Genomic DNA, 21131 nt, shown 5'->3' on the forward strand with positions numbered 1-21131 from the left:
GCACGGCACACTCACACTGTGCCACGAAACTCGCTGCCACAGCGGCGCAACACACCGTTGTTATTCACTTCATCATGCCATGACAGGGGGATTCACCAGCGGGCGCGGTCTACTCCCGTCATGGCGATAAGGAGAGTTTCCATCACAAGCAGGGGGGTGACGCCATGTTCCAGGCTCTTGCGCGCCGCAAGGATCGCATCGATCGTGGCAACAGTGTGCTCAGGACTCTGCGAATCTGCGATCCGATGAAGGGAGGCCGACCAGCCAGCATTAACAAGGCGGGCTCCTCGTAAAGCGTTCTCCTCCTCAGGACGCACAGCGCCAGTTTGGATAGCCAATACATCACGGTGGTAAGCAGTCAACTCTGTTAACACACGATCCAAGGCGTCGCGCTGTAACCGCTTCAACCGAGCGGATTGCTGCTTTTCAAGGTCCCGTAAAGCAGCTTGAGCATTGCGCGGTCGAGCACCAGAGGAGCCAAATCCCAGGGCTTTCTTCAGCTCGGCCCGCTCGGCCGCATTAACCTCTGCGGTAGCGGCTGCGGCCTCCTCGCTGGCCTGATTAACGAGGTCCTCGGCTGCTTGCAGACAGTCCCCCAAGCTCCGCAACCGGGTAGGGAGCTCACCAATGGCGTTGCGTCGCGCACGAGCCTCCTCGTCCCAGGCCAGACGCCGCGCCCGCCCGATATGCCCTTGGCCAGCGCGGGCAGCCTCAGCAGCCACCTCCGGGGCAATGCCGTCACGTCGGGTGAGCAGATCTGCCACAGCCTCATCGCGCGGCGTAGCTAGGTGAAGGCGCCGACATCTCGACCTGATTGTGACGATGACGTCCTCTGGAGTAGGGGCACACAGCAACCAGACGGTTTTCGGCGCAGGCTCCTCGATAGCTTTAAGCAAGGCGTCAGCTCCGCGTTCAGTGATGCGATCGGCATCTTCGACGACGACAACTTGGTGACACCCGTGGACCGGATTCATCGCCGCTCGACGAACCAGTTCACGCACTTCATCAACGCCGATAGACAGTGCCTCAGTACGCACTAGGGTGACGTCAGGATGGGCGCCTGACAAGGTGGTTCGACAGGCATTGCACTGCCCGCATCCATGGTCGACGCACTGTAGCGCCGCTGCAAAGGCCTTCGCAGCATTCGACCGACCTGATCCAGGCGGACCCGTAATGAGCCATGCGTGACTCATCGCATGGGACGAGCGCCCCGGCTGCGATTCGGCGGCACGACGCAGTACCCCGACAGCCTTCTCCTGACCCACAAGATCGGCCCACACGCCGGTCAACACATCGCTCACAAGATCATCGTTGCAGATCGGCCCGACATCGTAACCGCTCGATTCCTCACCGGTTGAGCAATCCAGTCACGCGCTGACGGATGGCCTCACTGATCTCCTTGCGACTCTTCCGCGCGTTCAGCACGAGGTATCGCTGCGGATGGGCCGCAGCGAGGTCAAGAAAATGTTGACGCACCCGAAGGTGGAACTCGTCACCAGCAGCTTCCAGACGATCCTTGGCGGCGATCTTACCGGCCCCTTCGCAGGGATCGACGTCGAGCAGAACCGTCACATCAGGTACCAGGCCGGTCGTCGCCCAGCACGCGAGCTGGCCGACCTCGCCAGGGTCGAGGGCCCTGCCAGCCCCCTGATAGGCGATAGTCGAGTCAACGTAACGGTCGCAAACGACGACCTTGCCCTCTCGCAAAGCCGGAATGACAACCTCGTCGACGTGTTGAGCCTTGTCGGCGTTGTACAGCAAAGCCTCAGCGCGCGAGGAGATCGGCCCGGAGCCAGGAGAGAGCACCAGCTCGCGGATCCGCTGCCCAAGCCAGGAATCCCCGGGCTCGCGAGTCATGAGGTGAGGGATTCCCTCGGTCGTCAGCCACTGGTCAAGTAGTCGGGCCTGGGTCGTCTTACCGGCACCGTCCCCACCCTCGAAGACAACGAATACACCGCCCAGATCGCGGCCAGTCACCGTCTGATCAGTCATGGATAGCCTTAAGGATCTTGCGGCGATGCTGTTGCCAGTCATCCCTAAACGATTGTCGGGCCGCAAACAACGATGCCGACGCCCGCTCTACCTCGCGTCCGGCCTCAAAAGCTTCCTGAGGAGACATCTTGGAGACGTCAACAGCCTCGGTCACGCTGCGTTTGGTCTGCGCTATCTCCTTGACGACGGGGCGCAGCCGCTTAGCCACCTTTCCGGCGCGACCCGTGTCGAGAATTCCGGCGACCGCTGCTGCGTGGCGAACCGCGACCTCGGCTGTTGACCACCCCTGCACATCCTCAACGTCATCGCATTTGGCCACTGCGTCAGCAACCGACTTCCGAAGCACGCGCTTCATGGTGGGACGGGCGGGCTGGTCAGGATCAACAGTGAGACGCGGGGACCGCGCCGCCGCTGTGATCTCCTCGAGCAACTGGTAATACTCTCGAGAAAGGTTATGGATACTGATGTGACCGGGATCCAGACCCATCACCCGCAAACACAAGTTCTGGGCACGTTCGACCCAAGCCTGATCGAGCAGACCCGACATTGCGTCCAGAGTCTCCGACAGCGCCCGAATCGCCTTCTGAAGCGGCCGAATCGACCCGTGGTTCCCGTCGTGGATACTGGGGGTCGACATCGTTACCGGGTCGTATCCCATCCCCACAAGATCAGTGCGATCTGGGGACTCTGGAAGAACGCGCGGCTCCGTCCGTGTGGTCTCGGTGGGGCCTAAATCCATCCCCTGGCAACGAACCGCCAGATCAGCCTCGATAACGTCCCGCAACTGTCCGGCCAGCTGAGCCGATACCCAGGTCTGTAATCCAGCACCATGATGAAGGTGCGGACGCGGGTAGTCGGTGAGCGCGCCAGCCCCTGGGCCAAGACGTCGCAAAACTGAAGGGTGCCGAGAGACTGGCACACCATCCAGAGCCAGGATGCGGTTGGTGAGCCACTCCCGCTGCCCCTCAGCGAGACCCCGTTGTGGGGTAATCGTCAGCTCGCGAACCCGCGATGTCGTCACTCCTGACTGGACGACGGCAATGCGGTCGTCGCGGATGAGGGCCAGTTTGGTGCAATCGAGCGCCTCCAGGATCGTCTCGTTACGCTCCCAGGACAGGGCCGCGACCGGGCAGAGGGTCGCCCCGCGCAGGAAGGGACGGACCAGACAAGTGAAATCTTGAGGCAGTTCACCGGCGGCATCGAGGGCTACTGACCGAGCAACCGGTAACCACGGGGACCACTCGGGAGCATCCATGTACCACTCCCCCAGTCCATCCACGACGCGGTGAGCGACGACAATCCCCGACCTCAGCAGCCGGTGGTCCGGGGAGTCCAGCAAGGTGACCTTGCACTCAATGGTCCGACGGGCCCCGCCGGCGGCGACGGTTGTGCGCAGGTCGGCTGGAACCGGTCGAGCAGCCGTCCATGCCAACTCGAAGTACAACGGTTCGGTGCTGCCCGAACGACAACCCGTCGTCATCTCAGCTTCCTGACGACGTTTTCGCGTTCGCCTTGGTCACCTTGACGGACTTCGAGGTGGCCTTGGTCGTCTTCTTCGTGGTGGTTGTGCGAGTGGTTGTCTTCCTGGTCGTCTTCTTCTTAGTTGGGCTCTTCTTGGCTGGCCCTTTAGCCCGCTTCTCGGCCAGCAATTCCTGGGCCCGCTCCGGGGTGATGTCCTCGACCGAATCGTCCTTGCGGAGGGTCGCGTTGGTCTGGCCGTCAGTAACGTAAGGGCCGAAACGGCCATCCTTGACGACGATCGGGCGTCCCGAGGCCGGATCCTCGCCAAGCTCGCGCAACGGCGGTTTAGCCGCAGCACGACCGCGCTGCTTAGGCTGGGCGTAAATAGCCTCGGCCTGCTCCAAAGTGATGGAGAAGATCTCGTCCTCGCTGCCTAAGGAACGCGAGTCCGTTCCCTTCTTGAGATAGGGGCCGTAGCGCCCGTTCTGCGCAGTGATCTCGGTGCCGTCGGCGGCCGTTCCGACCACTCGGGGTAGTGAAAGCAGCTTGAGAGCCTCGTCAAGGGTGACGGTCTCAAGGCTCATCGATCTGAAAAAGCTGGCAGTGCGCGGCTTCACCTTGCGCTTGGTGCGACGCTTCTTGCCATCCTTGGTTGTCGTCTCAACGATCTCAGTGGCCTCGTCATCGTCAAGGACCTCGGTGACATAAGGGCCGAAACGCCCGTTGCGGGCCACAATCGGACGATGGCTGTGCGGATCCAGACCGAGCTCGCGGTCCTGACCGTTCGGGCTTACCAGCAGCTCCTTGGCGGCCTCGACGGTGAGCTCGTCAGGAGGCAGAGCGTCGTCGACATTAGCTCGATTGCCCTCCGGATCCTCAACGTAGGTGCCGTAGCGGCCCACCCGGACAACGACGTCAGAGTCGTCGAGCGGGAAGGTGCAGATCGTGCGTGCGTCGATGTCACCAAGCTCAGTGACAAGCTGATGCAGCCCCTCATGGCCCTCGGTGGGCGTCGGGACGTCGCCGTCGCCAGTCTTGGTCTGGCCAAAGTAGAAGGCTGAGAGCACCGCCACCCGATCGGCATTACCACGGGCGATCTGGTCGAGGGTCTCCTCCATGTCGGCGGTGAACTGGTAATCGACGAGGTTGGAAAAGTGTTCCTCCAACAGCCTAGTGACGGCGAACGCTAGCCAGGTCGGCACCAGGGCCGAGCCCTTCTTGAAAACGTAGTCACGGCTGGTGATAGTGCGGATGATTGATGCGTACGTCGATGGGCGACCGATCTCTAGTTCCTCGAGCTTTGCCACCAGGCTGGGCTCGGTGTAGCGGGCCGGCGGGCGGGTGTCGTGCCCCTTAGCGGTCACCTCGCGTGGGTCTAGATCCTGTCCCTTCGACAACTGAGGCAGACGTTTCTGCGCGTCATCGGAAGCTCCTTCGTCGACGGACTCGACGTAAGCGCGCAGGAAGCCATGGAAAGTGATGGTGCGCCCAGACGCGGTGAAGGTAGCGGTGGTGACATCGCCGTCGGGCAGGTTTACCGGCGAGACCGGGGTAGCGTCAATAGTCACCGAAAGGGTTTCGCCCTTGGCGTCGGCCATTTGAGAGGCCAGGGTACGCATCCAGACCAGCTCGTAAAGCCTAAACTCGTCCCCGGTCAGGCCAGTTTCAGCTGGGGTGCGGAAGTGTTCGCCAGCAGGCCGGATGGCCTCATGAGCTTCCTGAGCGTTTTTCACCTTAGAGGCGTAGATGCGCGGCTTGTCCGGAATGTGGTCGGAACCATAGAGCTCGGCAGCCTGGTTGCGAGCCGCGTGAATGGCCTCCTGAGACAGGGCCACCGAGTCGGTACGCATGTAGGTGATGTAGCCGCCTTCGTAGAGATTTTGGGCGACCGACATGGTGCGCTGGGAGGTGAAGCCGAGCTTGCGACCTGCTTCCTGCTGCAAGGTCGTGGTACGGAAGGGGGCGTAAGGGCGGCGGGTGTACGGCTTGGACTCCACCTTGGTGACGGTGAACGGAGCCTTTTCAAGGGCCTTCGCGATAGCGGTCGCGGCAACTTCGTCAAGGCGGCGCACGCTGGAAATGAGGTTGCCGTGGGAGTCGAAGTCGCGGCCGGTGGCGATCTTGGTGTCATCGAGGGAAACCAAGCGGGCCTGAAACTCATCCAGGTCGGCGGTTAAGGTGGCTTCCATGTCCCAGTAGTTCGCGCTGGTGAACGCCATCCGCTCGCGCTCACGGTCGACGACTAGTCGGGTAGCTACTGACTGCACGCGACCTGCCGACAGCCGCGGCAGTACCTTCTTCCACAACACCGGGGAGACCTCGTAACCGTAGAGACGGTCAAGGATGCGTCGGGTCTCTTGGGCGTCGACGAGGTCTGTATCAAGCTTTCGGGTATGGGCGACGGCCTCGTTGATGGCCTTCTCGGTGATCTCGTTGAACACCATGCGACGCACCGGCACCTTCGGCTTGAGCTCGTCAAGCAAATGCCAGGCGATGGCCTCCCCCTCGCGGTCACCATCGGTAGCGAGCAGGAGCTCGTCAGAGTCCTTGAGCAGGCTCTTGAGTTCGCGGATCGTCGACCGCTTTTCTGGGGAAACGACGTAGACCGGGGTGAACTCGTTATCGACGTTGACTCCGGTACGCGCCCATGGCTCCCCTTTGTACTTGGCGGGAACCTCGGATGCGCTGGTGGGCAGGTCGCGCACGTGACCCTGACTGGCTCGCACGGTGTACTTGGGCCCCAGGTACCCGGCGATCATCGTGGCCTTATGGGGGGACTCGACGATGACGAGGCTCTTGGTCGGTGACATTCCTGCCTTCTCCGTTGACGTGATGTGAGCTGCTGGGCTGCCCAAAGTGGACGGCCCGCGGCCCAATGTAGCGGCACCGTCACCGGTGGTCGCGCGTCAACCGTAACAACAGCCGTCGCATCCGGCACCTCGGGTATGCCAGAAACGTAAACACTTCGCCCCCGACGGACCGGCTACACATGAGGTACCGGAGGCCGGGAGCGCATCCGGATCCTCAGAGCATCAGGCCTGTTTGGTGAGCTTAAGGTGCCATTCGTCGGGACCCTCGACGAGGTACTCGACGCCAACACTGCCGATCTGCTCAAGCTGGCTCAGCAGGGGCAGCGGGTTGTGCGGGGCAATAAGGACCATCGAGGCACCCGGCTGCAGCTGCGCAAAGGCACCAATGACGGCACCATGACGGATAGCGTGCGGAATAGTGCGCACATCGAGCTCAGGCAACTCGGTGTCGCTTTCACCGCAGCTGCAGTGATGGGTCTCGGTAAGCGGGATCTCCTGGTGGTCAGTCATCAGTCCTCCTTTTTAATGATTGCTTCGCCAAAAATAGCGCACCCGGGATCGAAGTGTGGCATTACGGGTTACAGCGCTCAGCGTGCACCCGGTCATGCAGTCTCGAGGATGCCGTAGCGCAGGCATTCGCGAACCAGAGGCAGCACCTCGATGAGCAAGGCGTCATGGTCAACCTCAAGAATCGCAGAGACGGCATCGGTGATCTGAGCCAATGTGAGTTCGCCGTCGCAAGCACCCAACACTCCGCCAGAGGCCGTCGTCATCTCGACAGCCCGGCATAGCCCGCGACGCTGACGCAACACGACGTGCTCAGGGTCGGTGGCACCGGGACGTCCGGTAGTTTCGCTGTCAACGTTGGGGGCGATGCGCCAACGTCGAGCAAGCAGGTCCTCGTCACTGAGATGCGCCCAGATGACAGCCTGGGCGCGTCGAGCCATCGTTCCACCAATCGGTTGTGCCACCTGCCAGGGCCATTCTTCGAAGCAGAGATCGGGATCGTCCCGGCCCGCCTTGGTCAAAGTGATCCACCCCAGAGACACACCGGTGACGTCGAGATTGTCGAAGTAGGACAACCACTCGTCGTAGCGAGACCGCCACTGGGCAGACCCGTCCAATCCGGCATCGGTAAGCCAGGTCTCGATGTACTCGCAAACGTCGAGGTGCTCGCGCTCGACCACCCACAGATCGCAGCCAGTCTCCTCGACCCAGGTGGCGAGCCTTTCGGACCACGGTTGATCACCGATGTGGGCCCAGTTAGCAAGAACCTGGAGCATCCCGCCGTCATTGAGACGGGCAGGGGCACCACGAACCACGGCCTCCACCAAGCCGTCCCCACAGAACCCTCCCTCCCGGTAGATCAGCCGTTGGCCATCACGGCTAGGCGGAGCCATGACGTAGGGCGGATTAGTGACGATGAGGTCGAAGGTGTCGTGGCCGCAGGGGTCGTAGAGGGATCCGTCCCGGATGTCTACGTCGGCGTGAGAAAGACGGCAAGTGAGCTGGGCCATCTCGAGGGCTCTAGGGTTGACGTCAGTGGCGACGACATGATCGGCATGACGCGACAAGTGCAGGGACTGGACGCCGCACCCGCACCCCATGTCGAGGGCGCTCCCCACGTGAGTTGGTACAGCCATCTGGGTCAGTGAAACTGATGCTGGTGAAACGCCTAATACGTAGTCAGGGCGGATTTTAGTGATGGTCTTATCCAAGCCCGGGGTGAGGTCGGAAACTGTCCACCCCGAAGCGCCGTCGTCGGGGGACCCGTAGGGACGCACATCGACCAGGGCGCGAGCTGTTGATCCCGCAATGCTGACGATGCCGGCCTCAGTGAGGGCTTGCAGCGGCAACGGTGCCAACTGTTCAACGGGAACGGGCTGCTGCAACAGCCATAGACGAATAGCTCCGGCCAAGGCATCCGTGCGCCCTGCTAACGCCCGCAAAGCTGGTGTGGTGCTATTTCTGGTCAACCCGAGCTGCCCAGAGTCGCCGATGGCGGCCATGACAGGATCAGTCACGTACCCGATATCGGTGAAGATGTGCCGCAGCTGTTCGATCTCGTCGACGGTGAGGTGTCTGCCCATGGTGGCAATCTTGGCGCGTGATCGTTCCATCTGTCTCGTCAACCCGTGACGCTGTGTCGCGGCTGTTGACCAGCCCCCAGGTGGTCTATCTTGATCATCGCGAGGCCGCAGCAGGACACACCTGCGAGTGGCCTTCGTGGTTCCCCGAGGATTGTCGTCAAGCCGTCGAAGCGGCTGGGATTCATCGGCCATGGCAACACCAGGCGCGATTCGCCGAGCTGGCAAGAGCAGGCCGTCATGCAGCGATCTGTACCGCAACGGCGTCGGGAAAAACCTTGGCCTATTTGTTGCCGATCATGGCTGCGACGGCATCGGCCACCCCGGTGGTGCCGGAGTCGCCAACTCCTGGCCTGCCGGCATCTTTGCGGGATTCCCTACACCGCAACAGTGCCCTGTACCTGGCTCCCACGAAGGCCCTGGCTCACGACCAAGAACGCGTTTGCCGCGAGGTTGGGCCGAGGGATTGGCTGGTTTCGACCCTTGACGGCGATTCCGATGAGGCTGAGCGTCGTTTCGCCCGGGAGCAGGCCCGATACGTCCTCACGAACCCGGACATGTTGCACCACACGGTGCTGCCGTCTCATGCACGGTGGGCTGGGTTGCTCGGAAGCCTGCGATATGTCGTCATTGATGAAGCCCACCGATATCGCGGGGTCTTCGGGGCACACGTGGCCCAGGTTATTCGCCGGCTGCGCAGGCTTTGTCGGATGCATGGCGCAGATCCGGTATTCCTGCTTTCTAGCGCGACCTCGACGAACGCAGCCGAAGCCGGGACCCGCCTGCTCGGGGTAGAGAAGGTCGAGGTCGTTGATGAGGATTGCTCCCCACACCCGGGCCGTGACGTCGTCTTGTGGCAGCCAGCCGAGTCCATCTCAACCGATGCGACGGGGCTTGTAGCTGACCTGGCCGACGCCGGATTACAGACGATCTGTTTCGTCGCCTCGCGTTCGCTGGCAGAGGTCATTTCTGCCCATGCCCAGGACCGGGTAACTAGCGGCGCTCGGGTTACCGCGTATCGGGCTGGGTACCTTCCCGAGGACCGACGACGTATCGAGGCCAGACTGCAGGACGGCTCGGTGCGAGCGGTCGTCGCAACGAATGCCCTGGAGCTGGGTGTAGACATTTCGGGGATGGACGCTGTCGTTATCGCCGGGTATCCGGGACGACTGTCGGCCTTGTGGCAGCAGGCTGGTCGAGCCGGACGGTCGGGCCGTGACGCGTTGGTGGTGCTCATGGCCCGGGAAAATCCGCTGGATCAATACCTCTTTGAGCACCCCGAATTATTGTTCTCGTCCTCGGTGGAATCGACTGTGTTGCACCCGGATAACCCGTATGTGCTCGGCCCGCACGTGGCCGCGGCCGCCCAGGAGGCATACCTCTCCCCTGCGGACGAAGAGTTTTACGGGTCGGCCTTTGCCGGGATATGCAAAACGCTGACAGGCCAGAACGTACTGCGACGTCGCGGAAATCGGCTGTTCTGGACCCGTCCAGAACGGGCTGTCGACGCCATCGACCTGCGATCGGCGGCAGGCAAAGGGATTGACATTATCGACGTGTCCACGGGGAGGGTCATCGGGGGAGTCGACGAAGCCGCCGCAGACCGTACCGTGCATCCAGGCGCGGTGTACCTGCATCAGGGGGATCAATGGCTGGTCGACGAATACAACCCGGTCGAGCACCACGCCCTGGTGCACCAGGACCTGCCGGGATATTGGACTCAACCGCAGTCAGCGTCGACGGTGAGAATCCTTCGGGAGGAGAGACGTCGCGCTTGTGGTCCCGGATATGTGGCGTGCGGGCAGGTGGAACTGACAGAGCAAGTTGTTGGGTATCTGCGTCGCGACGAAATCACCAATGATGTGTGGGACTCGGTGGCCCTCGAGATGCCCACCCACACCATGATCACCCAGGCCTGCTGGTGGGTTATTCCCGACAAAGTTGTGGACGACCTGAAGTTCGATGCCGTCCATCTGGCAGGGGCCGCCCATGGCGCTGAGCACACCGCGATTGGACTACTGCCAATGTACTCACCGTGCGACCGATGGGATGTGGGTGGGGTGTCGACGGTGATGTTGCCTGACACTGGAGCGTGCACCATCGTCGTCCACGACGGTCAGGCCGGTGGGGCTGGATTCGCCGAGGCCGGTTTCGAGAAGGCCGAGGAATGGTGGCATGCCACCATCATGCGCCTAGCCCAATGTGGATGTGAGTCTGGATGCCCCGCCTGCGTCGTCTCGCCCAAATGCGGGAATGCCAACCAAATGCTCGATAAGGCCGCTGCTGCCGCACTGACGGCAGCGATGGATCCGCTGGCCTAATCGGTCATTCGACATAGTTTATGGTGCGGCTTCGGTATCCCCTCCTCGCGGATGTTTGTGTTACCGCCCCTGCAACATCCCCAGCACTACTCTGGGCAGCTCAGCACCCCAGGTTGGTGATTCGCATCTGTTTACGGACAAGCTCGTGACAGACAACTGACCCAGGTCGTCTTCGGCTGCCTGGGCTGAAATGACCTCGCTCGGTGCCATTCCTGGAACCATCCGCAACTCTCGATAGAGGTATAATTTCCCGGTCCTATGAGCATCAGGAATGACGGTGATCCGTCCCAATTCCATATCGAGATCTCGACACAGCATCCGTGCAGCGACACCTGGAACTCATGCGCTAGGACGGATCACCGACGCCCCCTAGGGCCGCCTATGGTTCCCCTGGCATTTCTGGGCGAAATTCTCACTCCATCGGGCCGGCCCGAGACGATTTCACCACCCTGGTAGGCATTCCCGGCAACTCCCATCCGCGGTGAAGCTGTACCCCTACCTCGACGGTCACAGACGACCCGTTCTCCGTGTTATGCACAACGCATGAAACCAGTTCAGCCCCATTGGCTTTGACGGTTCGCTCGGCCACGGGGCAGCCAGGCTCCCCGATGGCCTGGGCTCCCCCAGCGGCCAATGCGGCCATGTCAGACGTCTCTTCCGCACGATGAGTAGCTGACCACCATCCCGTGATTAAAAGTGACATCCACACTGCCGCGATGAACCCCACCCCGACAGCCGCCAACAACAGGGTTCCCGAGCCTCGTTCTCCACCCGCTTTGGTGCCACGAGTCCGGATTCTCGACAAGGCCAAATTCATCATGTCTGCCCCGGTTCCATCGGAGAACGGGCCTGCCCTCGCAGGTGTACCGGCCCGATCCTCCCCAACGACCTGTCGACCTGAACGGTCACGTTCACCCAGCCGCCGGATGTGGTTGTAGATACCTTGGCTCCGGTGGGCGCGTTACTCTCGGCCTGCCGAGCCGACGCGGTATCCCCGCAAGCCACCTGACGGGCCACCTGGGCGGCCGTCGTACGGCAGGCATCCTCGACGACTACCAGCCCCACCACCCAACAACTTGTTGCCACTACCAGGGTGGCTGCGATGAGACTGACAGCCATCTCGACTGTCACCATCCCCCGTGCTATACGCTGCCGGGATCGCTGCGGGGAGCGACCCGGCGTGGCGGACACCCGCGAGCGTCCGCCACGACGAGCCAGACCGGTCACGGCAGCATGCCTCCTGCCTTGCCAATGATGCTGACAACCAGTTTGAGCAGCTTCGTGAAGACCTCCTGGTGGGTGACGACCTTGAGCAAGACCAGCGCGAGCGCGACGGCGGCAAGCATGCCGACGGCGTACTCCGCGGTAGCCATGCCACGATCAATGATCTTGTTGCGCGCTGCTCGGTAACGCCCTCGATGTCGGGGCTCTACCACATCAGTAGCGCCAACCAGGTCGAGAGACCTAGCAGAGATGACGGGTTCCGTCGTTGGATCGGTGTTCTCAGACACTGTCGTCTCCTGTCTGTTTATCAGGCCGGGCCACTCCCGACCTCTGTGAGGCGTGTGCCTCACACCTCCAGTTGTCGTCTGAGCTCCCAAAATCCGCCAGTCAGTTTCATTTCTGTGGATAACCCGCCTACGGTCACCCAAACCCCCTGTGGACAACCGATGGCAGGCAGGACGACATGCCCGTGCCCTCACGACACAGCCCGTGTCGTCACAGCGCCCCCAACACCATTCCGGCGATAATCGGCACCACGCCAACCAACAAAAAGGCTGGAAGGTGGCAGCACACCAGCGGACCGATGGCGTCAACTCCCGCCTTACGTGCCTTTTTCTCGGTCTTTTCTGCGGCTGCAACCTGAAGTTGCGCAGCATGGGCCGACAACAGTTCGCTGATCCCTTCACCAGAGTCCACGGCTCGTGAGACGTCCTGAGCAGGATCACGCCACACTTCTACCGACGCGAGATCGTTCCAAGCCCTCGAGTCCGGCACTCCTGCCGCCAGAGACGACGCCAACCGACGCAAATCCTCAGCGCATGGTCCTTCCAACGATTCGGCTACCGTTGTTACTGCCGACCGCAATGGCAGCCCAGCCTCCATCGCGCTCGAGAGCATCAGGAGGGCCTCAGGAAGCTGAGCCGCCCGATGCTGTTCCATTCGTCTATGCCCCGATGACTAAAGCCGGCCAGACCCCCACCACATCACCGTTCCCACAAGAACGGATAAACCCGCCGCTGCTGGAAACGGCCACGGCACGCCGATGAGGACCGCGCAGGCCGCAACTAGCCCCGCTAGCACCCGTATGTGCGATGCTGGGGCTCCGGGGCGAGGAGCCAGCCAAGCGGGAGGCGGTTTCCGAGCCTGAGTACGTGTTCGTGCTGTCGCCGGAACGACCAGCCACGCTGCGATCGCGGCCATGATCATCGCCGGAAGGAGGGTTCCCGTCACATCGATGTCGCTCATGGCAGTGCCTCCTTCGCTACCCGATCAGCCAGAGACTCACTCCACAGCACCCCAACGCATGCCAGCAAGGTCGATCCCAACAAGCAAGCCCTCCCTAACCATGTGGTGGTAAGGAACACCGTCGGATGCGCTCCGACGACATGGCCCATAAGCAATCCGACCAGAGGTAGTAGACCCATGATCCGCCCCGACGCCCGAGCCGCCGCGAGTTCGGAGTCGAGGGTGGCTTCTAGGCGGGCTCGCCGAGCTGTTCCTTCAGCCACGGATTTCGCCGCTGGGGCGAGGGGCGCACCTGTTGTCGCCGCCAAATGCCACGCGTGGGCTAGTGGCACCAGACCAGCCATCCCTGGTTGCCGGGAGGTGGCAATGAGGGCGTCGGAAACGCTTCCGCCCACTGCCTGAGCCCGCCTAGCCTGGGCCAATACCTCCACGTCATCAGCCACGTGCTCTAGCGCAACTGAGGGGATCTCTCCCACCGACACCCGTCCAGCCAAAGCCCTTGTCGCCCGGGCAACCTCGCGACCGCCTTTAAGAATCTGGGCTCTCCGACGCTGACGGCGCACAACGACGAGCACCGTTTCGCCCACGACTACTGTCATAACGGCCCACACCACACCGCTCGCGCCAAAAAGCAACCAGGCCACCACGAACCCCACCGGTATCCCCGACCACGCTGGTAGATGCCGCCCCTCCTGCTTCCTTGTGGCGGATGGCATCGCTATCCATACTGCCAACCCCATAAGCAAGGAGGCTCCGATGACCGTCATCGCGCCACCTCCATTCCGAGCAACTGTGACAACCTCCCCGCACCGTCGCCAAGAGTCATCACGCCGTCGGCATCCCACCGCACGGCGGGTAGGACCACAGCTCGACCCTCGACATCGACGAAAACCCCAATCTCCGCCACCCGTCGTCCCCTCTCTCCCCTCTCCACATGAATGACGGTGTGAAGGGCTGCGGTGATCTGAGCCGATGCCGCCTCCCGAGATAACCCACCCAAAGCAGCCAAAGCCTCCAGACGAGCCGGCACCTCAGCCACCCCGTTGGCGTGCACCGTCCCGCAACCACCCTCATGACCGGTATTGAGGGCCATGAGGAGATCTCGCAGTTCCGCCCCTCGCACCTCTCCAAGGACGATCCGGTCGGGCCTCATTCGCAAGCACTGACGGACCAAGTCGGTCAGAGTCACCGATCCTTTACCCTCAGAGTTGGCTGCGCGGGCCTCCATTGACACCCAGTGCGGATGGTCGATCCAGATCTCCCGGGAGTCCTCCACAATGACCAGCCTTTGGTCCGACGGCAAGCTCGTCAGCATCGCGGAAAGCAGGGTCGTCTTTCCGGTCCCGGTACCCCCAGTTACCAAGAAGGCCAACTTCCGGCTCAAAATTGTGTCGATCATCCGTCGGCACCCCGGTGCCATCGATCCTCCGGTTACCCAATCGTCGAGGGAGAGGCAGCGTCGGGACGGCACTCGCAAACTAAGACAGGTCCCTGGCCTCGCCAGCACATCCAAGACAGCGTGAACCCGGATGCCGTCTGGCAGCCTGGCATCCACCCACGGATTGCCGTCATCGAGCCGACGCCCCACCGCTGCAGCCAGCCGCACTGCTAAAGCCCTTACTTCCTCAGGTCCGCTGAAGGTGACGTCGGTCAGTTCCAGGCCTTGTCCGCGGTCGATAAACACCTGGTTGGGACCGTTGACGAGGACGTCAGTGACCCCGTCCATTGCCAGCAAAGGATCTAATCGCCCGGCCCCAGTGCTGGTGCGGCGTAGCTCTTCGACGACCGCCAGTACGGTTTTGTCTGAAGCCACCCGGCCACAGTCGAGAATGGCGTGGGCGACGTCCATCGGTGTCCAGTCCCGCGCAAGGCCAGCCAGTCGGCGTCGCACCTGCTCGACGAGCTTGAGATCCGGTTCTTCTCCGCTCATGAGCCCATCACCTGATCAACGAGCTCAGCGCACCCGCTACGCCATCGTCGGGAGGCCACCACCCATGGCGCTTCCCCGTCCCCCTGGCCACGAGCCAGTCGGCGGTCATCCTTGATCGTCATATCGGGCCGTACCCCCAACACCGACTCGATATCCTCGTCAGGCATGGATCGTCCCGGCCCTCGCCGCGCTACGAGGAGGTCCGGAAGGTTCTGCCCTCTGGCCGTCATCACAGATCTGAGGTCAGCCGCCACCACCCCGACCTTGACGTTCACCGTGACCTCCGGAGTATCAAGACCTCCCGGATCCACGACGACAAGATCGTGATCGCCAGCCAGGGAATCAACCACAGCTCTACGAGCTGCTGGAGGCACGTGAACACCCACCCTGCCTGCACTCACCACCTCAACACCGTCGAGGGAAGGCACGTGAGACCCCAAATCAGTCGTCACCCCGCGGGCCGACGCCAACTCAGGCCACCGCCACCCGTCTTTTCTCTCGATGCCTAGCAGCAGGTCGATCCCGCCGGCACTGGGATTAAGTTCAACCAGCCCAACTTTTATCCCCGACCTCGCAGCGGCCCATGCCAGACCTGATGCCAAGGTGCTGACCCCAGTACCGCCTCCACTCGAATTCACCTGCACCACTGTGGCCCTCGATGTCGTCGCCAGTTCGTCATGGAGAATCTCAGTAAGCACCTGATTGGCTCGCGGCACGACGATGACGCTGGCCGATAGTCCCGCCGACCAGCGTGCCGCCTCCTCAGCGTCGAAACCGACGACATAGGTGCCCGACCGTGGAGACAGCCCCCACGCCATCACCGACCCAGCCATGTCCGCTCCTACCAGCAATGGACCATTCCTCGACCAAGCCCGTGACACGGCTTCGCGGCCCCCTAAGACTTCCACACCAACCCCACCGCTGGCTGCCACTGACCCGACGACCTCCGCCAATCGACTATCCCGGGTCACCAAGACGACCGCTGTCTCCTCCGGGGCAGCACTATGCGCAGGCCGATGCACCGCAGCGCCCCGTCCTTGTCCAAGAATCTTCATACCTTCAGTTGTCGTCGGAAACCGCAGAATTCGTCACCCAATGTCAGATCTGTGGAAAACCGTGCCAACTCGCCGACGAGCCCCTGTGGACAACCCTGGCCACCACGATTCCCTCTACAATCGGGGCCATGGCAGTCTCTTCGGCACCGCATCTTCCCAGCGGCTCATTCGAATGGCTGACTGCCGGACGTGTGGACCCAGGTAGTCGAGTCGTCGTGCTGTGCCCGACCGTCGCCCATTGCCGAGCCGTTGCCTCCCATGGGGCCGATGTCCTGGCCGTTCACCGCGATCCCGATACCGCGGAAAAACTCAACCGCATTCCTGGCGTCATGGCCGTCTGCGGGTCGCCCGAATCGTTACCTCTTAATTCATCCAGTTTCGATGCTGTCTTGGTGCACCAGGGCTTTCACGAATTGGCCCCCGGCCTCGCCTTACCTGAAATCGCCCGCGTCCTGCGCCCAGGCAGTGTCCTCGGCGTCTCCTGGCTGGTACGCGATGACACTGTTCCGTGGGTCAAGCGGCTTGCGGCGCTACTGCGCACCGTCGATGAGAATGCTATGAGCGGCGACTACGGCACCGAGTCAGTACATGAACTCATCTCCAGCAAGTACTTTCCGGAGGACGAGCACACCACCAAGCGCCTGTGGGTGCCGGTCAACCGTGACTCTCTCGTCGCCATGGCTGCGGCCCGACCGGCCGTCCGGGCCCTCGACTCCGACGCCCGCTCCAACGTGCTCACGAAGGTTGCCGCACTCGCCGACGATTCTGCCGGGACTAGCGGGTTACGTCTGCCCTATCAACTTGAATGCTGGCGGGCTTGGGTCGACCACGATGAGCTCACCACCCCTATTCGACCCCATGACGACGGCCTGACGATCACGCTCTGATCCCGCTCACACCGTGCCTTAACACGGTCCGTCCACCCTATGAGCGCCGATCGGTGACATCACACCAATTTGGTATGCTGCTACACAGGGTGTGCCGGGAAGTCTGGTCGGCGTGACTCTGTCCCCTATCCCGCTGAGCCCGCGCCGCGGGTTCCCGAGAGGCATTTATGACGGATTCCCGCAAGAACAAGCGGCCTCGCAAGAGCATCCTTCGACCGGTGACAGGCCCGAACGCCCTTCACCTGTCTGACATCTTCCGAAACGAAACCACTGGCGGCATGCTGATGCTGGCAGCCACGGTCGCAGCCCTCTTGTGGGCCAATCTTGGTCATCACTCGTACCATTTCTTCCGTGAATTGGCTCTTGGTCCGCTCACAATCGAGCAGTGGGCGGCTGACGGCCTTCTAACGGTCTTCTTCTTCATCGCCGGCCTCGAACTCAAGCGAGAATTCGTTGAGGGATCGCTATCGCGACCTGCTGACGCATTGGTCCCCATCGTTGCCGCAGTATGCGGAATGGTGTTCCCGGCTGGCATCTACACGCTATTCAACGTGTTAGCCAGCGACGGACACCCGGCAGGTTGGGCCATCCCGATGGCAACCGACATCGCCTTCGCCTTGGCGGTACTAGCCATCGTCGGAGCAGGCTTGCCACAGGCCGTACGAGCCTTCCTGCTCACCTTGGCCATTGCCGATGACCTCGGTTCGATCATCGTGATCGCAGTCTTTTTCTCCACGGGCCTGGACATCTGGTGGCTCGCCGGTGCGATCGCCTGCATCGGCCTCTGGGGAGTGATGCAACACTTCCACGTTGATAACGGCTGGTGGTACGTGCCGATCTTCATCGTCGGGTGGTGGTGCATGCTGCGCTCCGGCGTCCACGCCACCATCGCCGGCGTCGCTTTTGGCCTCCTGACCCGCACTGAGGAAGACGTCCTGGACGACCCCGTTGATCGCTGGCAGCACAAAGTGGAGCCATGGTCGGCCGGTGTCGTCGTCCCCTTTTTCGCTCTCATGAGCGCCGGTGTCCACGTCAGCGGGAAAACCTTCCTGGCCCTATGGACTCACCCAATCTCGCTGGGTATCGTCTGCGGGCTCATTCTTGGAAAGGTCATCGGCATCACCCTCGGATCCTGTCTCACCGCCCGATTCACCTCGGCTGAGCTGGGTCGCGGTGTTGTATGGCGCGACATCATCGCGGTAGCTGTGTTGGCGGGCATCGGATTTACCGTCTCAATGCTCATGACCGATCTATCCTTCCCAAAGAACCACGAATTCGCGGACGAGGCCAAGGCATCCGTGCTGATGGCATCCTTCTTGGCGGCCATCCTTGGTGGTGCCATGCTGCACCATCGCGGCAAAAGTCACGCCATGCGCCAGACCAAGCATTCCCACGAGGTTCCGGTTGCAGCCGGTACCTGCAACGACTAAAGCCAGTTCCTGCGACGACAACTCAACCCGAACACAGCAGATCGAACCTATTCCCGTTAGGCTGAGATCATTACATTCATCACGCGGAGGCATCCCATGGCAGACAAGCTCCCGGTTGGCGATACGATTGACAACCTTAAGACTGACGGCCAGAAGTTGGTCCAGGACTCCAAGGCCTTGGTGACGGCGGAGATCAAGCCTGCCGCCAAGCACGCCGGGATTGGTGTCGGCATGTTCGGAGGCGCTGGTTACTTCGGTATCGTCGGCGCACTGTTGCTGTGGCTGTGTGGCGCCTTCGCTTTTTCTCTTATGTGGCAGCATATTGGCAACTGGGACATCCTGCTGTCTCTAGTTGTCGGTTTTGCGACGATGGCTGTCGTCCTATTCATCCTGGCAGGCATCCTCGCCCTGGCCGGCAAGGGACAAATATCTCAGGTCAAAGCCCCGACCGGCATCGTTGACGAGGCTAAATCAACTCTCACAGCGGTCAAGTCGGCCGTCGCCCGTGGTAAGTACAACGCCACTGCCCGCAGCAGCATCGACGCCAGCGAAATTCCTTCTCCTGCCGCTCCGGTGGCGGCTGACGGGACTTCCGCTCCCCGCCGCGCTAGCGGTGCGACCGAGCGCGACTGAGTTAACTATTACGGCCCTCCCACAGCTATGTGGGAGGGCCGTTGCCTATGATGTAGCCATCAAGGCGCGGAACCCGCACCTCAAGGAATGTCGTTCGGCGTCATCTCCTCCGGCAGACGTCGAGCCCCTAAATATCCTTCCGGAATCTCCACCATGCGCTCCCGATCCCACGGCCGGGACCATCCGCCGCGATCGAGCAAAGCGTCGAGAACATGGGCAGTGAATCCCCACACGAATATGTCGGGTAGGACGAAGGCCGGACCGCGATATCCCGAGGGGTGACGTGTGGTGGCACGAGCCGCCGGATTTGCCAGGTCAGCCAGTCTGACACGCTGCACCATGGCCACCTCGGCGGGATCCACGACCCCAACTGTCCCTGCCCCACTCCAGGTGGCGATGACGGTCGTGACATCAGAGCCGCTAGCAGCCACGTGGGCAGTCGGCAGCACTCCCCTCACGGTGACGAGGCGTCTGTCCAATCCCACCTCCTCGTGGGCTTCCCGCAGGGCGGTATCGACGATCGTCTCGTCAGTGTTCTCAGCCCGACCCCCAGGTAGGGCTACCTGTCCAGCATGGTGACGCAAGGACAGTGGTCGTCGAGTCAGGACAATGTCGTTCCCTTCCTCGCTGATAAGGGCCAGCACCGCCGAGGATCGTCCGCCGCCAGGTCGTCGTCCCACCGAAAAATCAGGGTCGTCACGGCCAAGACTGGCGATGAGGGCACTTAAGTGACTCATGGCGTCCTCTTAATGACCTTGTCAATAGCAGAGTCAAGCTCCCGCTGGGAGCGCCACTGTCCACTGTGACGGGTGACGATAGTTCCGTCGCGCACGATGAAGGTGACGGGCACCCCACTGATCTGCCAAGCGCCTTGGATAGTGCTGTCAGGATCCTGCAGGTGGGGGAAGGTCAGACCCGCGTCACCCGCGAACGAAATGGCCTCGGATGCGTCAGATTCAGCGTAATCGATGCCAAGGAAGTGCACCCGGTCGTGATACCTGCGGTACGCGTTCGCAATGAGCGGAGCCTCACTACGACATGGTCGACACCACGACGCCCAGATCGTCACGACGGTCACACCCCTCCACGTCGCCCGAGACATGGAGACCGTCGGCCCCTCACCAAGGCATTGCAAGCCGTGATCAGGCATGGGCCGGCCCTCTGTGGCCGGCCCGGAACTTTTCGCAATCGGCCCCGACGGCAGATGCGAGCACCCCGGTATTCCGGCATCCTCGCGCTGATGAGCCATGCCCGCATCTCCCCCGCAGCCAGCAAACATCAAGGCGGCCATCACCGCGCTGAAAACCTTCATCCCCCTCATCGACGCGGCTCCCGGACTAACGTGGCGGCCTCCTCGGGATCCGTTGGGCCTTCCCCGAAGGACGGGCACCACTCGGCAACCGGGCATACCCCGCAGGCAGGACGCCGCGAGTGACAGCGCCGCCGCCCGTGCCAGATGAGGCGGTGACACAACATCACCCATTCAGACGGGTCAAAAAGCTCAGCCAGGTCGGTTTCCACCTTGGCGGGGGTAGTCGCATCGGTCCAGCCCAGACGTCGAGATACCCGCATGACGTGGGTGTCCGGGGTGATTCCGGGGATGCCGAAGGCATTACCTAAAACAACATTGGCGGTCTTACGACCGACTCCGGGCAGGGTCACAAGAGAGTCAAGATCGTCAGGGATGGCACCGTCAAAATTGTCGACGAGCTTCGCGCCCATCGACACCAGGCGCGCTGCTCGGGTTGGTCCACATCCCAGCGGGGCGACTACTGTCTCGACTTCACCAATGTCAGCATCGGCCAGGGCCTGGGGGCCAGGCCAACGGTTGAACAACGTGGGTGTGACGGTATTGACTCGCCGATCCGTCGTTTGGGCCGACAGCACCGTGGCAACGAGCAATTGGTACGGACCGGCGTAATTCAACTCGCAGTGAGCGTCTGGATAGGCCTTGGCAAGGAGTGCTCGCACCTCGTTGGCGCACGCGCGGCAGTCCTCCCGTTGAGGTCGAGATGCGCTAGGGGATGCTGCCATGGAGCTAAGCATAGGAGGAGAA

23 protein-coding genes are annotated in these 21131 nt (G+C 62.0%); 5 read left to right on the forward strand and 18 right to left on the reverse strand.

The genetic code is table 11. The features are described from left to right. Nucleotides 1–92: 92 nt before the first annotated feature. The gene (locus ACOYO3_RS11000) at nt 93–1265 is read right to left on the reverse strand and encodes a DNA polymerase III subunit delta' (RefSeq protein ID WP_225070348.1); all 1173 of its coding nucleotides are present in this window, start codon (nt 1263–1265) and stop codon (nt 93–95) included. Between ACOYO3_RS11000 and ACOYO3_RS11005 the strand changes: the two genes are divergently transcribed. Further along, nucleotides 1197–1358, forward strand: a complete 162-nt coding sequence (locus ACOYO3_RS11005; RefSeq protein WP_002518690.1) for a hypothetical protein — start codon at nt 1197–1199, stop codon at nt 1356–1358. The two genes, ACOYO3_RS11000 and ACOYO3_RS11005, sit on opposite strands and share 69 nt — an antisense overlap. Here the strand turns inward: ACOYO3_RS11005 and tmk are convergent. The 5 genes from tmk to ACOYO3_RS11030 all read right to left on the reverse strand — a co-directional run bounded on the left by tmk (nt 1348) and on the right by ACOYO3_RS11030 (nt 8383). Continuing rightward, entirely contained in the window at nt 1348–1992 is a 645-nt protein-coding gene (gene tmk / locus ACOYO3_RS11010; protein ID WP_002517149.1) for a dTMP kinase, read from the reverse strand. The genes ACOYO3_RS11005 and tmk overlap by 11 nt on opposite strands. Beyond that, nucleotides 1985–3472, reverse strand: coding sequence for a hypothetical protein (locus tag ACOYO3_RS11015; RefSeq protein WP_002517071.1), 1488 nt, complete (start codon nt 3470–3472; stop codon nt 1985–1987). The genes tmk and ACOYO3_RS11015 overlap by 8 nt, the downstream gene beginning before the upstream one ends. Nucleotide 3473: 1 nt before the next feature. Next, nucleotides 3474–6263, reverse strand: coding sequence for a type I DNA topoisomerase (topA, locus tag ACOYO3_RS11020; RefSeq protein ID WP_002524667.1), 2790 nt, complete (start codon nt 6261–6263; stop codon nt 3474–3476). 222 nt (nt 6264–6485) lie between these two features. Next, nucleotides 6486–6773 (reverse strand): DUF2249 domain-containing protein, encoded by a 288-nt coding sequence (locus ACOYO3_RS11025; RefSeq protein ID WP_002512961.1) that lies wholly within the window; start codon nt 6771–6773, stop codon nt 6486–6488. A gap of 92 nt (nt 6774–6865) precedes the next feature. Then, on the reverse strand, nt 6866–8383 hold the full coding sequence (locus tag ACOYO3_RS11030; RefSeq protein WP_002524666.1) for a DUF7059 domain-containing protein: 1518 nt from the start codon (nt 8381–8383) through the stop codon (nt 6866–6868). On the opposite strand from ACOYO3_RS11030, the gene ACOYO3_RS11035 reads away from it, so the two are divergent. Continuing rightward, nucleotides 8371–10671, forward strand: coding sequence for a DEAD/DEAH box helicase (locus ACOYO3_RS11035; protein ID WP_002517486.1), 2301 nt, complete (start codon nt 8371–8373; stop codon nt 10669–10671). The two genes, ACOYO3_RS11030 and ACOYO3_RS11035, sit on opposite strands and share 13 nt — an antisense overlap. 60 nt (nt 10672–10731) lie before the next feature. On the opposite strand, the gene ACOYO3_RS11040 is transcribed toward ACOYO3_RS11035, so the two are convergent. The 9 genes from ACOYO3_RS11040 to ssd form a co-directional block, all read right to left on the reverse strand. Then, the gene (locus ACOYO3_RS11040) at nt 10732–10989 is read right to left on the reverse strand and encodes a hypothetical protein (RefSeq protein ID WP_002517135.1); all 258 of its coding nucleotides are present in this window, start codon (nt 10987–10989) and stop codon (nt 10732–10734) included. Between the two features lie 94 nt (nt 10990–11083). Next, nucleotides 11084–11491: an Rv3654c family TadE-like protein gene (locus ACOYO3_RS11045; protein WP_002517366.1), complete on the reverse strand. Its 408-nt coding sequence runs from the start codon at nt 11489–11491 to the stop codon at nt 11084–11086. After that, nucleotides 11488–11805 carry a TadE family type IV pilus minor pilin gene (locus tag ACOYO3_RS11050; RefSeq protein ID WP_002524664.1) on the reverse strand — a complete coding sequence of 106 codons (318 nt, stop codon included), beginning with the start codon at nt 11803–11805 and terminating at the stop codon, nt 11488–11490. Before ACOYO3_RS11050 ends, ACOYO3_RS11045 begins: the two co-directional genes overlap by 4 nt. 89 nt (nt 11806–11894) lie before the next feature. Next, nucleotides 11895–12182, reverse strand: coding sequence for a DUF4244 domain-containing protein (locus ACOYO3_RS11055; protein WP_002517142.1), 288 nt, complete (start codon nt 12180–12182; stop codon nt 11895–11897). Between the two features lie 208 nt (nt 12183–12390). Beyond that, entirely contained in the window at nt 12391–12834 is a 444-nt protein-coding gene (locus tag ACOYO3_RS11060) for a type II secretion system F family protein (RefSeq protein WP_002518684.1), read from the reverse strand. An 18-nt stretch (nt 12835–12852) separates the two neighbouring features. Continuing rightward, nucleotides 12853–13140 carry a hypothetical protein gene (locus ACOYO3_RS11065; RefSeq protein ID WP_002524663.1) on the reverse strand — a complete coding sequence of 96 codons (288 nt, stop codon included), beginning with the start codon at nt 13138–13140 and terminating at the stop codon, nt 12853–12855. Beyond that, on the reverse strand, nt 13137–13907 hold the full coding sequence (locus ACOYO3_RS11070) for a type II secretion system F family protein (protein ID WP_002517431.1): 771 nt from the start codon (nt 13905–13907) through the stop codon (nt 13137–13139). The genes ACOYO3_RS11065 and ACOYO3_RS11070 overlap by 4 nt, the downstream gene beginning before the upstream one ends. Next, nucleotides 13904–15070 carry a TadA family conjugal transfer-associated ATPase gene (locus ACOYO3_RS11075; protein WP_002517205.1) on the reverse strand — a complete coding sequence of 389 codons (1167 nt, stop codon included), beginning with the start codon at nt 15068–15070 and terminating at the stop codon, nt 13904–13906. Before ACOYO3_RS11075 ends, ACOYO3_RS11070 begins: the two co-directional genes overlap by 4 nt. Next, complete coding sequence (gene ssd / locus ACOYO3_RS11080; RefSeq protein WP_002518683.1) at nt 15067–16125, reverse strand: septum site-determining protein Ssd; 1059 nt, start codon at nt 16123–16125, stop codon at nt 15067–15069. Before ssd ends, ACOYO3_RS11075 begins: the two co-directional genes overlap by 4 nt. A 272-nt stretch (nt 16126–16397) precedes the next feature. Here ssd and ACOYO3_RS11085 point away from each other — a divergent pair, with 272 nt between their 5' ends. From ACOYO3_RS11085 to ACOYO3_RS11095, 3 genes are all read left to right on the forward strand, one after another. Further along, nucleotides 16398–17012 carry a class I SAM-dependent methyltransferase gene (locus ACOYO3_RS11085; RefSeq protein WP_234886117.1) on the forward strand — a complete coding sequence of 205 codons (615 nt, stop codon included), beginning with the start codon at nt 16398–16400 and terminating at the stop codon, nt 17010–17012. A 167-nt stretch (nt 17013–17179) separates the two neighbouring features. Next, nucleotides 17180–18442 (forward strand): Na+/H+ antiporter NhaA, encoded by a 1263-nt coding sequence (nhaA, locus tag ACOYO3_RS11090; protein WP_002524662.1) that lies wholly within the window; start codon nt 17180–17182, stop codon nt 18440–18442. Between the two features lie 96 nt (nt 18443–18538). Then, a complete protein-coding gene (locus tag ACOYO3_RS11095) occupies nt 18539–19075 on the forward strand; it encodes a phage holin family protein (RefSeq protein ID WP_002517058.1) in 537 nt (178 codons plus the stop codon). Between the two features lie 80 nt (nt 19076–19155). Here the strand turns inward: ACOYO3_RS11095 and ACOYO3_RS11100 are convergent, their stop codons facing one another. The 3 genes from ACOYO3_RS11100 to nth all read right to left on the reverse strand — a co-directional run bounded on the left by ACOYO3_RS11100 (nt 19156) and on the right by nth (nt 21121). After that, complete coding sequence (locus ACOYO3_RS11100; RefSeq protein WP_002518681.1) at nt 19156–19719, reverse strand: NUDIX hydrolase; 564 nt, start codon at nt 19717–19719, stop codon at nt 19156–19158. An 89-nt stretch (nt 19720–19808) separates the two neighbouring features. After that, nucleotides 19809–20396 carry a TlpA family protein disulfide reductase gene (locus ACOYO3_RS11105; protein ID WP_002524661.1) on the reverse strand — a complete coding sequence of 196 codons (588 nt, stop codon included), beginning with the start codon at nt 20394–20396 and terminating at the stop codon, nt 19809–19811. Beyond that, nucleotides 20393–21121, reverse strand: coding sequence for an endonuclease III (gene nth, locus ACOYO3_RS11110; protein WP_002518679.1), 729 nt, complete (start codon nt 21119–21121; stop codon nt 20393–20395). The genes ACOYO3_RS11105 and nth overlap by 4 nt, the downstream gene beginning before the upstream one ends. Between the last annotated feature and the right edge of the window lie 10 nt (nt 21122–21131).

It is taken from the genome of Cutibacterium sp. KBN10P07758 (assembly GCF_050286205.1).
Lineage (GTDB): Bacteria > Actinomycetota > Actinomycetes > Propionibacteriales > Propionibacteriaceae > Cutibacterium > Cutibacterium acnes.